The 13503-nt window shown below is 64.5% G+C and carries 15 protein-coding genes; 3 read left to right on the forward strand and 12 right to left on the reverse strand.

Annotated features, from left to right (window positions below; all coding sequences use genetic code 11):
• The first annotated feature begins 1 nt into the window (after position 1).
• Positions 2 to 382 carry a PRC-barrel domain-containing protein gene (locus tag LRX75_RS01525; RefSeq protein ID WP_231811440.1) on the forward strand — a complete coding sequence of 127 codons (381 nt, stop codon included), beginning with the start codon at positions 2 to 4 and terminating at the stop codon, positions 380 to 382.
• A gap of 94 nt (positions 383 to 476) precedes the next feature.
• On the opposite strand, the gene LRX75_RS01530 is transcribed toward LRX75_RS01525, so the two are convergent.
• From LRX75_RS01530 to LRX75_RS01540, 3 genes are all read right to left on the reverse strand, one after another.
• Positions 477 to 2978 carry a glucose/quinate/shikimate family membrane-bound PQQ-dependent dehydrogenase gene (locus LRX75_RS01530; RefSeq protein WP_231811441.1) on the reverse strand — a complete coding sequence of 834 codons (2502 nt, stop codon included), beginning with the start codon at positions 2976 to 2978 and terminating at the stop codon, positions 477 to 479.
• A 195-nt stretch (positions 2979 to 3173) separates the two neighbouring features.
• Positions 3174 to 3578, reverse strand: coding sequence for a PadR family transcriptional regulator (locus LRX75_RS01535; protein WP_231811442.1), 405 nt, complete (start codon positions 3576 to 3578; stop codon positions 3174 to 3176).
• Positions 3575 to 3733, reverse strand: a complete 159-nt coding sequence (locus LRX75_RS01540; protein ID WP_231811443.1) for a hypothetical protein — start codon at positions 3731 to 3733, stop codon at positions 3575 to 3577. The genes LRX75_RS01535 and LRX75_RS01540 overlap by 4 nt, the downstream gene beginning before the upstream one ends.
• Positions 3734 to 3974: 241 nt before the next feature.
• Here LRX75_RS01540 and LRX75_RS01545 point away from each other — a divergent pair, with 241 nt between their 5' ends.
• Positions 3975 to 4754: a siderophore-interacting protein gene (locus LRX75_RS01545; protein WP_231811444.1), complete on the forward strand. Its 780-nt coding sequence runs from the start codon at positions 3975 to 3977 to the stop codon at positions 4752 to 4754.
• 74 nt (positions 4755 to 4828) lie between these two features.
• Here the strand turns inward: LRX75_RS01545 and LRX75_RS01550 are convergent, their stop codons facing one another.
• Positions 4829 to 4996, reverse strand: a complete 168-nt coding sequence (locus tag LRX75_RS01550; protein WP_092936807.1) for a Thivi_2564 family membrane protein — start codon at positions 4994 to 4996, stop codon at positions 4829 to 4831.
• 140 nt (positions 4997 to 5136) lie between these two features.
• Positions 5137 to 5343 (reverse strand): hypothetical protein, encoded by a 207-nt coding sequence (locus LRX75_RS01555; RefSeq protein WP_113151510.1) that lies wholly within the window; start codon positions 5341 to 5343, stop codon positions 5137 to 5139.
• A 94-nt stretch (positions 5344 to 5437) separates the two neighbouring features.
• Here LRX75_RS01555 and LRX75_RS01560 point away from each other — a divergent pair, with 94 nt between their 5' ends.
• Positions 5438 to 6409: a 3'-5' exonuclease gene (locus LRX75_RS01560; RefSeq protein WP_231811445.1), complete on the forward strand. Its 972-nt coding sequence runs from the start codon at positions 5438 to 5440 to the stop codon at positions 6407 to 6409.
• Between the two features lie 430 nt (positions 6410 to 6839).
• Here the strand turns inward: LRX75_RS01560 and LRX75_RS01565 are convergent, their stop codons facing one another.
• From LRX75_RS01565 to LRX75_RS01595, 7 genes are all read right to left on the reverse strand, one after another.
• Positions 6840 to 8120, reverse strand: coding sequence for a TRAP transporter large permease (locus LRX75_RS01565; protein ID WP_113151508.1), 1281 nt, complete (start codon positions 8118 to 8120; stop codon positions 6840 to 6842).
• The gene (locus LRX75_RS01570) at positions 8120 to 8641 is read right to left on the reverse strand and encodes a TRAP transporter small permease (RefSeq protein ID WP_113151507.1); all 522 of its coding nucleotides are present in this window, start codon (positions 8639 to 8641) and stop codon (positions 8120 to 8122) included. The genes LRX75_RS01565 and LRX75_RS01570 overlap by 1 nt, the downstream gene beginning before the upstream one ends.
• A gap of 85 nt (positions 8642 to 8726) precedes the next feature.
• Positions 8727 to 9701: a TRAP transporter substrate-binding protein gene (locus LRX75_RS01575; RefSeq protein WP_231811446.1), complete on the reverse strand. Its 975-nt coding sequence runs from the start codon at positions 9699 to 9701 to the stop codon at positions 8727 to 8729.
• A 50-nt stretch (positions 9702 to 9751) separates the two neighbouring features.
• A complete protein-coding gene (locus LRX75_RS01580; protein WP_231811447.1) occupies positions 9752 to 10639 on the reverse strand; it encodes an amidohydrolase family protein in 888 nt (295 codons plus the stop codon).
• A complete protein-coding gene (locus tag LRX75_RS01585) occupies positions 10639 to 11787 on the reverse strand; it encodes a mandelate racemase/muconate lactonizing enzyme family protein (protein ID WP_231811448.1) in 1149 nt (382 codons plus the stop codon). The genes LRX75_RS01580 and LRX75_RS01585 overlap by 1 nt, the downstream gene beginning before the upstream one ends.
• 1 nt (position 11788) lies before the next feature.
• Positions 11789 to 12694: a 5-dehydro-4-deoxyglucarate dehydratase gene (kdgD, locus tag LRX75_RS01590; RefSeq protein ID WP_231811449.1), complete on the reverse strand. Its 906-nt coding sequence runs from the start codon at positions 12692 to 12694 to the stop codon at positions 11789 to 11791.
• Positions 12695 to 12764: 70 nt separating this feature from the next.
• Positions 12765 to 13499: a FadR/GntR family transcriptional regulator gene (locus tag LRX75_RS01595; RefSeq protein WP_231811450.1), complete on the reverse strand. Its 735-nt coding sequence runs from the start codon at positions 13497 to 13499 to the stop codon at positions 12765 to 12767.
• Positions 13500 to 13503: the final 4 nt, after the last annotated feature.

Raw genomic sequence — 13503 nt, forward strand, 5'->3', positions numbered from 1 at the left:
TATGACAAAGCTCAAGACCCTCATCACCACCGCGACCCTCGCGCTTCTCTCGGGCGCCGGAGCCTCCTTCGCCCAGGCGCCGGCGACCGCAATGGTGGATGTGTCGGGAAAGACGATGGTTCCGGGCTTCAACGTCACGGCGGACGATCTGGAAAGCATGCACGTCTATAACGCGACCGGCCAGAAGATCGGCGAGATCGAGGATGTCGTGGGCAGCGACAAGACGACGCCGACGGGCGTGGCGATCGATTTCGAGCGCGACGCCAATCTCGGACGCGAACATCGCGTGGTCGCTCTCGACAAGATCAAGCAGGACGGCCTGCGCCTCGTCGTGGATATCGATGCCGCGACAGCAGCACAGCTGCCCGTCTACGACGATTGACCGGAAGAGACGTTTCGGGTGACGAACGCAACAGAACCGGCCTCATCGCGAGGCCGGTTTTCGTTTGAGGATGAGCGGGTAGGGCCGCTCGCTCCTACCGGTCGTCCAGCGCATAGGCGATGACATAATCGCCGCGGTCCTTCGACTGCCGGGCGCCGCCGGCGGAGATCACGATATACTGCTTGCCGGTCTTCTGCGACTTGTAGGTCATCGGCCCGCCCTGGCTGCCGACCGGCAGGCGGCCCTTCCAGACCTCGGCACCGGTGCGGCTGTCGAACGCCCGGAGGTAATAATCCTGCGTGCCGGCAATGAAGACGAGACCGCCCTGGGTCGCGAGCGTGCCGCCGAGCGTCGGCATGCCGACCGGGATAGGCAGCATCATCTTGATGCCGAAGGGGCCCGTATCCTGCACCGTGCCCACAGGAACCTGCCAGACGATCTTGCGGGTCTTCAGGTCGATCGCCGTCAGCGAGCCGAAGGGCGGCTTCTGGCAGGGGATCTGCAGCTGCGAGAGGAAACGGTTCTTGTTGACCGAATAGGGCGTGCCCTTCAGCGGAACGGCGCCCATCCCCGTGTTCGGCGTCTCGCCGCCGGCATTGACGGCGACCTTGCCGTCGACATCGCCCTGGTTCGGTCCCGATTTCGGCTGGGCGGCATCGCGCTGCGCGCTCTGCTCGACCGGCTGCGGGAACATCTGGATCCAGAGGCCGAGGCGCATGTCGTTGAAGAAGGCGAGACCTGCCTCGGGATCGACGGACAGGCCGCCCCAGTTCATGCCGCCGAGCGAGCCGGGAAAGCTGAGCGCCACATCCGTGCCGGGCACGGTGTAGAGGCCGTCATAGCGCATGGACTTGAACTGGATCCGGCAAAGAAGCTGGTCGAACGGCGTTGCGCCCCACATGTCGGCTTCGGTCAGCGTCGCCGCACCGATCTGCGGCATGCCGACAGATCGGGGCTGGGTCGGCGCATATTGCTCCTGCCGGATCGTGCCGGGCTTTACCGGCTGCTCCACAACCTCCGTCAACGGCTTGCCCGTCGCCCGGTCGAGCACATAGACCTGACCTGCCTTCGTGCCGAACATGACGGCGGGGACGCTGCTGCCGTCTTCGCGCGGAAAGTCGATCAAGGTCGGCTGCATCGGCACGTCGAAGTCCCAGAGGTCGTTGTGGACGGTCTGGTAGACCCATCTCTCCCGTCCGGTCGTCGCGTCGAGCGCGAGAACGGACGCGCCGTAGCGATGATCGAGGGCTGTGCGCGAGCCGCCCCAGAGATCGACGGAGGGGCTGCCGACGGGCATGAACACGGTGTTCGACGCAGCATCGTAGGTCATGGGCGCCCAGACGTTCGGCGTCGAGCGCGTGTAGGTCTGTCCTTCCGGCGGAAGGCCGGTGATCGCGGGATTGCCGGGATCGAAGGCCCAGCGCAGGGCGCCGGTGATGACGTCGAAACCGCGCATGACGCCACCCGGCATATCCACCTGGACGTTATCCGCGATGCGCCCGCCGACGACGACCGTCGTGCCGGCGATGGTCGGCGGCGAGGTCAGCTGGTAGTCCGGATCCGGCGCGGCGCCGAGGCCGACCTTCAGATCCACCCGGCCGGCCGTGCCGAAATCCGGGCAGAAGGCGCCTGTATCGGCATCGAGCGCGATGAGTTCGGCATTGATGGTGTTCATGAGAATACGGCGCTGGCACAGGGCGCCCGGCACAACGGCAACCGCGGTGACCGGCGTTGCCCCCGCCGCCGTCGGTTGTTGCAGCGGTGCGGCGGCGTCGAAATAGCCAAGGCCGCGGCATCGGTTCCAGACGGAGGCCTTCGCGTTGATCTCGGCCTTCCAGATTTCCTTGCCGGTATCCGCCTCGAGCGCGACGACATTGTTGTGCGGCGTGCAGAGGAAGACGCGGTCGCCGATTTGCAGAGGTGTCTGCTGGTCCTCGGCCTCGTTGCCGGTCGGGCTCTCGGCGACGTCGCCGGTCCTGTACGTCCATGCGACCTTCAGCTGGCCGACATTGTCGCGGTTGATCTGGTCGAGCGCGGCGAAGCGGCGCCCGGCCTGGTCGTTGCCGTAATGCGCCCAGTCCTTCTGCTCCCGCTCCGGATCGACCGGCACGAGCGGAGCGGCGGTTCCGGCAAAGGGCACCGGCGGATGCGGCACGAACATGCCGGCAAAGCCGGCGCCGGACGCGACCGCCAGCACGAGTGCAAGGCCGAGCGAGGGCAGGGTGGCGGGGCGCAAGCCCCGCGCACGCCGAAGAAGCGGCAGGCTCAGCGTAACGACGGTCGCGCCGACGCCGAATGCGAGCAGGCGCGAAACGAGCGGCCAGAAGTCGAACCCGACCTCCCAGACCGCCCACACCACCGTCAGCGCCGAGACGACGAGGAACAGAATGGCGCCGGCCGGCCGACGGGCGAGAACCAGCGCGCCGGAGAGGATCACGAGGACACCGGTCACGACGAAATAGAGGCTGCCGCCGAGAAGTGCCAGCCGTCCGCCGGCGATGGCAAGAAACAGGCCGACCAGAGCGAGCACGACACCCAGGATGATCAGCCAGATCCTGCCGAGGAGGCCAAGATGGCCGGGCGCTGCGTTCGTCATGGGATTGTCCTCATCCTCGAAAACCAGAAATCGACACGCCGCGCGATCCTGCTTGCGTCGCGGCACCTGCGAACTATGCGGCGCGTCCATCCGAAACCGATCGCCGCGCATTAGGCGCGGCGTATGTATCGTCAGGGGTAAACCAGGATGGTCGAGTCTGGCAACCGTCTCGCGTCACGAGACGGTGGAAAGGGATCAGCTCCGCTCGATGGCTTTCGCGGCCGCATCGAGTGCCGAGGCGATCGCCTCGATGGTCTCGGCATCGACCGTCTCCTGCTTCAGCCGGAGGCGCAGGGCGAATTTGACGTTCTCCATGGCGCGCAGAACGGGCGGCGGGATGTGGCCGCGGGCCGAGGGCGAGAGACGGGCGAGCAGGACATCCGCCATCTCCCGGTTCTCCGTCAGGAAGGCCTGGCCCTCCTGCGTGATGCGGTAGAGCTTCCGGCCCTTTTCTTCCGGCTCGATCACCGCGTAGCCCATATCGTCGAGCCAGGCGAGGGTGGGGTAGGCGACGCCCGGGCTGGGGACGTAATTGCCGCCCGACCGTTCTTCGACGGCCTTGATCAGCTCGTAGCCGTGGCTCGGGCGGTCGGCGATCATCGCGAGGAGAAGCAGTCGGAACTCGCCATAGTCGAACAGGCGGTGTCGCCCGCCGCGGCGCTCGCCCTCATGTCCACCATGCCGACCATGGCGTTCGCCATGCTCTCCATGGTCCCCGCGCGGTCCGCCACGGGGACCGTGGCCGTGTCGCTCATGTTTTCCGTTATGCCCGTGTCGTTCCGCACGTGGGTGCTCTGCAGGCGAGGTTTTCGCTTCACCATGATCTGCGCGTTTCTCTGGAGACGGCATATCGGTCGTTTCAGGAAGGGGTGTCTGTTGATCTTTTGTCATATCGCGGATATATCACGATATATCGGAATGTCAAGCTGACGCCTGATTGGTGGGCTTCGACGTACCGACATCTCGTATCCGTGTCTTCTGAAAGGACGCCCGACCATGAACCTCTCCACGACCCCCTCCATGATCTCATCCGAAAACCAGCCACCGCGCATCGAGCGTGTTCGCCATGTGCTCACCCGGCGAACGCTGACGGTTTCCGCCATCGAACGCGTGACGCCCGCGATGGTGCGGATCACACTTCGTGGCGAAGACCTTGCCGGCTTCACGAGTCTGTCGCCCGACGATCATGTAAAGATCCTGCTGCCCTCCGCCACAGGCGAGGAGGAGCGCCGCGACTACACACCGCGCCGGTATGATGCCGAAACCGGCAGCCTCGCCATCGACTTCGCGCTGCACGAGGCCGGCCCGGCAACCCAGTGGGCGATGAATGCCAAGGTCGGCGACGAACTGCAGATCGGCGGACCGCGCGGTTCGGCCGTCATGCCCGCGACGGTGAAGCGTTGGTTGCTGATCGGAGACGAGACGGCCCTTCCGGCGATCGGCCGCCGGATCGAGGAGGCCGCCCCCGATCACGTCGTCACCAGCCTCGTGGCTGTCGCCGACGCCGGGGAAAAACAAGTCTTCGAGACCAAGGCATCGCTGAATGCGCTCTGGGCCTACCGCTCGCTTGCGTTCGCGAGCGATGCAGGCCCGCTTCTCGACCTGTTGAAGACCGTCACGATCGAGCCGGAAACCTTCGTCTGGATCGCGGCGGAAGCCTCCGTCACCCGCGCCTTGCGCGCGGAGGTCGAACGGCGGGGCCTGCCGCAGGGCTGGCTGAAGGCGGCCGGCTACTGGGTCATGGGGAAGGCGGACGCTCATGAAAAATTCGACTGAAAGACGCCAGCAGCACAAACGAAAACAGGCCCGGCGGGCGGCCGGACCTGTTCCGTCTGTCGATCATGCCTCGCCTAGAAGACGGCGAGATACTTCAGCAGCGAGATGATGCCGATGATAATGACGATGATCTGGACGATCTGCTTGGCACGGCCGTCGATCGGCAGGCGTGCGACGAGATAGAGAACCAGAACAACGACGAGAAACGTGATCAGGATGCTGATCAGTGCAGAACTTCCCATAACCCCAACTCCTTACATTCAAGGCCTCCGGGAAATGCCTCCAGGACGCTGAAGAAGGAGATATGGCGGTTCCCTGTGAAGGGAAGGGCGTATCCGTCTGAAATTGATGGAAACTTGACGATGACCATTGGCGGTTCCGTTCAGTCGCCGATCAGCCCGTCGAAGACTTCGAGCATCGCTTCGGAAATGGCCGTGCCGAGGGCGGCGGCGGTGGCGGCCAGAGCATCCTCGTTCATGTCGCGTGCGGCGATCGCAAAGGCGGCCCCCTCGCTCGTGACGATCTCCTGCGCGCGCTGGATCGCCCAAAGCGCAAAGTCGCTGCGGCTGCCGATTTCAGTGGTTTCCAAGGGCTTGCTCCTGACGTTGACCTGGCACCGGGTTATACTGATCCAGACGAGTCCCGATAGACTCAAAGCACAGGACGGGCGGAAGAGGCAGGCGATGGCAATGCAGTTCGACATGTTTGCGCCGGAGGCGCGCGAGACATCCCGACCAGCGACACGCCGCGCGCGGCCCGCGCCTTCGCCATCCGGCCCGGCCGCGGAAGCAAGCCTCGTCGCCCAATTGACCGGTACCGGCCGCTACCGGATCCTGCGCAAGCTGGAGCCACGCGCGGTCACGGCGGAGCCTCGGCCCGGTTTTCCGTTGCGCGGGATCATTCTGGATACGGAAACCACGGGCCTCGATCATCGCCGCAACGAGATCATCGAGATCGGCGCCATCGCGTTTACCTATAATGCCAGCGGCGACATCGGGGATATCACCGGCGTCTTCGGCGGCTTGCGGCAGCCCGTCGCACCCATTCCGCCGGAGATCACGCGCCTGACGGGGATCACAGACGAGATGGTGGCGGGGCAGGAGATCGACGTCGCGGCGCTGGACGCCATGGTGGCACCGGCGGACCTCGTCATCGCCCACAACGCGGCCTTCGACCGGCCTTTCTGCGAGACATTTCACCCCGTCTTCGAACGCAAGGCATGGGCGTGTTCGAATGCGGAGATCGACTGGTCGGCACTCGACTATGAAGGCACCAAGCTCGGCTATCTCATCGGTCAGGCAGGCTTCTTCCATGACGGTCACCGGGCGGTCGACGATTGCTTCGCGCTTCTGGAAGTGCTGAACCGAGCCGTCGACGGCGTTCCCACGGCCTTTGCCGAACTGCATCGGGCGAGCCAGGCCAGCCGTGTGCGCATCTATGCCGAGCACAGTCCCTTCGACATGAAGGACCACCTGAAGGCGCGGGGCTATCGCTGGGCGGACGGCAGCGACGGGCGGCCGAAATCCTGGTGGATCGAGATCGCGGAGGAGGCTGTGGATGAGGAACTGCGCTTCCTGCGCAGCGAGATCTACCGCTATCCCGAGGCGGATCCGCCCAAACGGCGACTGACGGCCTTCGACCGGTTTCGCGCCTGATCGGACGTGGTCGGTTCCCAGCGCTTCAGTCCTGCTCCTACCGCATGGCTGCAGTGCAAAGACGTCTCTGGGATCGATCGCCAAAATCCGTATACTCAGATCTAACGAAGCGATGCACCTCCTCCCGCAAAGCTTCGTTCCACAGATGTCCTACTCCTCCTCCCAGGGACGTCTGTTCGAACATCGGCACTCCTCCTCCCAGCCCATGTTCGGTTTTTTCGGAAAGCCTGCCGCACCTCCTCCCGCGGCAGGCTTTTCCGTTTCTGGAGATCTTCCATGATCGATGCTGTGTGTCTGCGGCGGACCGGTATCCGCCATGACGAGGCGCGGGTCTGCGCTGCGTCAGCCGCCGCACGTTGCTCCGGGACGCAAAAACGCCCCGCATCGGAATGATGCAGGGCGTTGCGAGACCTGTGGATGCGCCGGGCGTCTATCGGAAGACGGACGGTAGCCAGAGCGAGAGCGCGGGGATGTAGGTGACCAGCAGCAACACCGCGATACTTGCGCCGAAGAACGGCCAGATCGTTTTCATCGCCTCCCGGATCGAGATGCCGCCCACGGCGCAGCCGACGAAGAGGACCGTGCCGACCGGCGGCGTGTTCAGCCCGATCCCGGCATTGAGGATCATCACCACGCCGAAATGGACCGGATCGACACCGAATGCCTTGACGACGGGCAACAGAACCGGCGTTGCGATGATCACCATCGGCGCCATGTCCATGAAGGTGCCGAGCAGCAGCAGAATGATGTTGATGACGAGGAGAACGATCAGCGGATTGTCGGAAATGGCGCTGATCGCCGCGATCATCAAAGTCTGCACCTGCAGGAAAGCCATCAGCCAGCCGAACGCCGCCGCCGTGCCGATGACGAGCAGGACCATGGAGGTCGTGCGGGCCGCCCCAAGCACCGCCTCCACGAAGCCGGACCAGTCGAGTTCGCGATAGACGAGGGTGGCGACGAGGAAGGCATAGAGCACCGCGATGCAGGAGCTTTCCGTGGCCGTGAAGATGCCGGACCGGACGCCGCCGAAGATGATGCCGATCAGGAGCAGGCCGGGAAACGATGCCAGCAGGTAGTAGCCGACCTTCGAGAAACCGGGGAAGGGTTCCGCGGGATAGCCGCGCCTGCGGGCGACGATATAGGCCGTGATCATCAGGGCGCCGGCCAGCATGAAGCCGGGAACGATGCCGGCGGTGAAGAGATCGGCGACCGAAACATTCCCGCCGGCGGCGATCGAATAGAGGATCATATTGTGCGAGGGTGGGATCAGAAGTGCGATGATCGCGGCGTTGACCGTAACGTTGACGGCATAGCCCCGGTCATAGCCGCGCGCGGCCATCTGCGGGATCATCAGCCCGCCGACGGCCGAGGCATCGGCGACGGCCGAGCCGGAGATGCCGCCGAAAAGGGTCGATGCAACGATATTGACCTGCCCCAGACCGCCCTTGAGGTGACCAACGAGGCCGGCGGCAAAGCGGATCAGCCGGGTGGCGATGCCGCCCCGCACCATGAGGTCGCCGGCAAAGATGAAGAACGGAATCGCCATCATGGCAAAGACGTTCATGCCGGAGTTCATCTGCTGGAACACGACGATCGGCGGCAGGCCCATATAGAGCACGGTGGCGACCGACGCGATGCCGAGGCAGAAGGCGATCGGCATACCGATGAACATCAGCGTGGTGAACGTGCCGAAAAGGATGGTGTAAGCCATTACGCAATCTCCGTCAGCACGACGACGTCGGTGACTTCCTGGCCGAGGGACACATCGACGAAGCGTTCGGCTGCAAACAGCGCGATCAGCACGCCACCGACGATCATGGGGATGAAATCGACGCCGCCCGGCCAGCCGAGCACCGGAATGCGTGCGCTCCACGTGCCGGCTGCCAGGAGGATGGCGTAATAGGTCATGGCGATGCCGAAGAGGGTGATGAGGCCGAGGCTGATCTGGTCCATCAGCCGCTGGACGGCAGGCGAGACCATGTGGTGCACGAGATCGAGACCGAGGTGCACGCTTTCGCGAACGCCGACGGCGGCGCCGAGAAGAATGAACCAGGACATGAGATGCAGCGACAGCGGCTCCGACCAGCTCGGCGTATCGTTCAGCACATAGCGGCCGAACACCTGCCAGCCGATGATCAGCGTCATCGCGACGATCCCGAGGCCGGCGAGATAGAGCGCCGTCCGGTTGAGCACGGCCAGAATCGGCCGCACGGTCGACATGAAATGCCGCATTGCAGAGTCCTCCCAAAGAGCCGGTGAAATGCCCGCGCCGGCACGTGCGACGGCAGGCCCGAGACGGGCCTGCCGGATGCGGATGTTACTGAACGGCCTGAACGCGCTCGAGCAGGTCCTTCATGGCGGGGTCCGTGACGAAGCGGTCATAGACAGGCTTCATCGCGTCGGCGAAGGGCTTTTTGTCGACCTTGATGATGTTGTTGCCGGCCGCACGAACCTTCTCCTCGGACGCTTTTTCGCGCGCGGTCCAAAGCTCCCGCATCTTGCCGACGGAATCCTTGGCGGCCTGCCGCAGCAGCGTTTGGTCTTCGGGCGTCAGCTTGTCCCAGGAGATCTTGGAAATGACGAGGATCTCCGGGTTCAGGGAATGCTCGGTCAGCGTATAGTTCTTCGCGACTTCGAAGTGGCGGGCGGACTCGTAGGAGGGCCAGTTGTTCTCGGCGCCATCCACGACGCCGGTTTCGAGCGACGAATACACTTCACCCATTGGCATGGGCGTCGGGTTGGCGCCGAAGGCCTGCATCATGGCGATCCAGAGGTCGGACTGCTGGACGCGGATCTTCATGCCCTTGAGATCGTCCAGCGTCTCGATCGGCTTCTTGGTCGTGTAGAAGGAGCGGGCGCCGCTGTCATAGAAGGCAAGACCGACGAGACCATGCGGCTCGAACGCCTTGAGCACCTCATCGCCGATCGGTCCATCCACCGTGTGGTGCATGTGCTCGGTGGAGCGGAACAGGAAGGGCAGGCCGAGAACCGTGGTTTCCGGCACGAGATTGTTGAACGGCGCGGCATTGACGCGGTTCATGTCGATGACGCCGAAGCGCGTCTGCTCGATCGTGTCCTTCTCGTTGCCGAGGACGGCATTGTTGGAGACCTCGATCTTGATCCGGCCGTTCGTCCGTTCCGAGAGCAACTGGCCCATATATTTGACCGCCTCGACGGTCGGATAGCCATCGGGATGAATATCCGCGGACCGCAGGGTGATCTCCTGCGCCTGCGCGGTCGATGCGGCGAGGGCAATGCCCAGCGCCATGATCAGCTTGCCTGCAATGTTCATGTGTTTCCTCCACCTTTTCAAGAAATCCGGCTCTCCTCTGCCGGGTCGCGTCAGACTTTCTTTTCGGCCGCCTGCCATGCGGGAAGGCCGAACAGTTCCTCCGGATTGTCGACCAGCGCCTGACGGATGGCCGCTTCGTCGCCAATCCAGCCGAGAACCGTGTTCGCGAGAGCGATATCGTCGGGATAGGCGTCCTGAGTCTTCGCCAGATTGTGCGGCCAGTTGCTGCCCCAGACGATGCGATCCGGCGCATGCGCGGCGAGCACGCGCGAGAAGGCGGCGACATCGGCAAAGTCAGGTCCGCCGGAACGGGACGACTCGTAGACGCCGGCGAATTTGAACCAGCACCGGCCGCCATCTATCAGCCCTCGCAGCGCCGTGATCTCGGCGCCATCCGGCGCGGCGCCGGCAAAGAACTTGCCGTGATGATCGAAGACCCAGCGCGATTTCAGCGCCTTCAGCCGATCGACATGATCGAGGATCCGGTTGCCGTCGAACTGGATGGCGACCATCCAGCCACGGCTGGTGGCCTTGGCATCGACGGCTTCCAGCGCATCGAGGCCGACGGCGCCGCCCGGGAGATCCATGATGCGCACGCCGACGACGCCTGCGGCCGAAAGACGATCAAGCTCGCCTTCGCTCGTCTCGGCATCGATGACCGCGACGCCCCGGGCAATGTCGCCCATCTCGGTCAGGCAGGCGATGAGATTGCCGTTGTCGCGCTGGTGCGCATTGCCCTGGGTGATCATGACGCGGTCGATGCCGAGCCAGCGCATGAAGGCGCGATACTGATCGGCGTCGGGGAGGCTGCCCGCAGGGAGGTCGGGACCGCCCGGCTGCGCCGGATATCCCGGCAGATACATATGCATCTGCGAATCGACGGCGCCGGCGGGAAAGGCGATCCTCGGTGCTGGTCCGGAAAGCGGTCTGACGAGCATTAGATGTCCTTTCCTGCGTCGGGCATGCGGTATTCGACGAGCGCATCGCGATCGATCTCGATACCGAGGCCCGGGCCATCCGGGATCGCGACGATACCGCCGACATGATCGATCGGTGTCTTCACCACGGCCTGGCGGAACGGGTTTTCGGTTCGGTCGAACTCCAGAATCGGCTCCACCGGGTTGACGCGCACCGGGCTCGGCACCATCGCCGCCATGAACTGCAGGGCCGCGGCGATATGCACGGCCGTTCCCCAGACATGCGGCACGACGCGCACGCCGTGAAGGGCTGCGAGATCGGCGATCCGTCGCGCTTCGGTAAAGCCGCCGGTGCCCGCCAGATCGGGCTGGAGGATATCGACGGCGCGGGTTTCGATGGGTTCGCGCATGCCCCAGCGGCTGTGCCAGGTCTCTCCGCCCGCAACCGGGATCGGCTGGCGATCGCGCACCTCGCGATAAGCGGCCAGTTGCTCGGGCACGACAGGCTCCTCGAACCAGTCGATATCGAGTTCGGCTGCGGCCTTGCCGAAGCGGATGGCGTCCAGCGCGTCATAGCCGTGATTGGCATCGACCATGATGCGGAAATCCGGGCCGACGGCATCGCGCACGGCCCGCACGATCGCGAGATCCTCGGCAACGCCGAAGCCGATCTTGATCTTGCTGGCGTGAAAGCCCTCGCGCTGGTAGCGGGTGATATCGGCGACATTGTCGTCGAGACGGTTGACGCCGTCACGCTTGAAACTGCCGGTGGCATAGGCCTTGACGCTCTCGCGGAACCGACCGCCGAGCAGGGTCGAGACGGGCACGCCGAAATGCTTGCCCTTGATATCCCAGAGCGCGATGTCGATGCCCGAAAGTGCCGTTATCGCCAGCCCGCGCTGGCCCTGATCGCGCAGGGCATTGTAGAGCACCGCCCAGATCTTTTCGGTCTCCAGCGGATCGGCGCCGATCAGCCATGGAGTATAGGCCTTGACCACGGCGGCGTTTGGCCGGGCCGGGCCGAGGCATTCGCCCCAGCCGACGAGGCCGTTGTCGCAGACCACCTCGACCAGGATATGCGCCCGCCGGTCGAAGCGCATGGACGCGCTTTCGAATGGCGTCGGCAGCCGGTATTCCAGCAGATGGGTGTGGACCGCCGCGATCTTCATCTCAACGCCTCCAGGGGTCGATCAGCCTGTCGAGAATGCCTTCTTCCTCTGCCGTCAGGTCCGAAAGCGGCGGACGAACGGGGCCGGCCGCGAAGCCCTGCAGCCGGACGCCCGCCTTGACGGCGGCGACGGCATAACCCTTCCGGCGACTACGGAGCGCCATGAACGGATAGAAGAAGTCCTTCAGGATGGTTTCGCAGCGGGAACGATCGCCGCCGCGCAGGGCGTCATAGAATTCCACGGCAAGCTTCGGCACGAAGTTGAAGACGGCCGAGGAATAGGTGGTGAAGCCCGCCGCTAGATAGGCTTCCGCAAACAGCTCCGCCGTCGGCATGCCGCCGAGATAGGTCAGCCGGTCGCCCATGGTGGCGGAGATCTGGCGGATGAGGCCGATATCACCGGTGCCATCCTTGAAGCCGATCAGGTTGGGACAGGCATCGCAGAGCTTCTGCAGCGTATCGACCTGTATGACCGAATTGTCGCGGTTGTAGACCATGACGCCGATGCCGACCGCCTGGCAGACGCGGCGGACATGCTCGAAGATGCCCTCTTGCGGCGCATCGATCAGGTAGTGGGGCAGCAGCAGGATGCCGTCGGCGCCTGCCTTTTCCGCGCTGCGCGCAATCTCGATCGCGATCTCCGTGCCATAGCCACAGCCGGATACGATGGCGGTCTTGCCGGCCGCTTCCTTGGCGGCGCGGATGATGTCGGGAATTTCGCGCGGCGCCAGCGAGAAGAACTCGCCGGTGCCCCCGGCCGCAAACAGAACGGGCGCCGGGAAACCGGCCAGCCACTCGACATGCCGGCGATAGCTCTCGGCCTCGAAAACGCCTTTCCCATCAAAATGGGTCACGGGAAATGACAACAGGCCGGCGCCAAGCGCGACCTTTACGTCTTGCGGGTTCATCGGGATGTCCTCTTTGCCTCCTCCGGCAATCCGAGGTCTACAAGTTCATCAGACGGGTGTCAACAACCTGTCATACAGCTTTTCGGTTCTCGCGCAGCAGTGCCCGATACCGAGTCTGGCTGCCGCGCAGGTGTCGGCGCATGGCCTCGCGCGCACCGTCGTCGTCGCCATTGGAGATGGCGAACACGATGGCGCGATGCTCCTCGTCGATCAGCTTGAGATAGGCTGTGGGGTCGGTCTCCTCATCGCCCGTGCGCAAGGCCGCTCGCGGGATGACGTTGGCGCCGATCATCGAGAGGAAATCGCGGAACCGCGGATTGTTCGTCGCTTCCGCAATGGCGAGGTGCAGCGCGAAGTCCGCCTCCGAGCTCGATGTTCCCGCTTCAAGACAGGCGCGAACCGCATAATGCCGCTCGAGAATCACTTCCTCCTGCAGCGGAGAGCGCCGAAGCGCTGCAAGACCGGCGGATTCGACCTCGACGGCGGTCCGAAGCTCCAGAACCTCGATCATGGAGGAGACCCGCGCCGGGTCGATCGTCTGCAGCGAGAGGGCCGCCGGCACCATCGGTTGCGGCGGCTCCAGCACGAAGACGCCGGCGCCCTGGCGCGTGTCGACCAGCCGGTCGGCCCGCAGGCTGGCGATGGCCTCGCGCACCACCGTGCGGCTGACGCCATGCGATTTTCCCAGCTGTGCCTCGCTCGGAAGCTTGGTCCCCGGGGGAAAGCGACCGTCCACGATGGCCGTGCGCAAGCTTTCTCCGAGCCTTGCCGTCAAGGTGCCTCCCGTGGCGCGGGCCTTGTTCATTCTT

The organism is Rhizobium quercicola (assembly GCF_021168455.1).
GTDB lineage: Bacteria > Pseudomonadota > Alphaproteobacteria > Rhizobiales > Rhizobiaceae > Ferranicluibacter > Ferranicluibacter quercicola.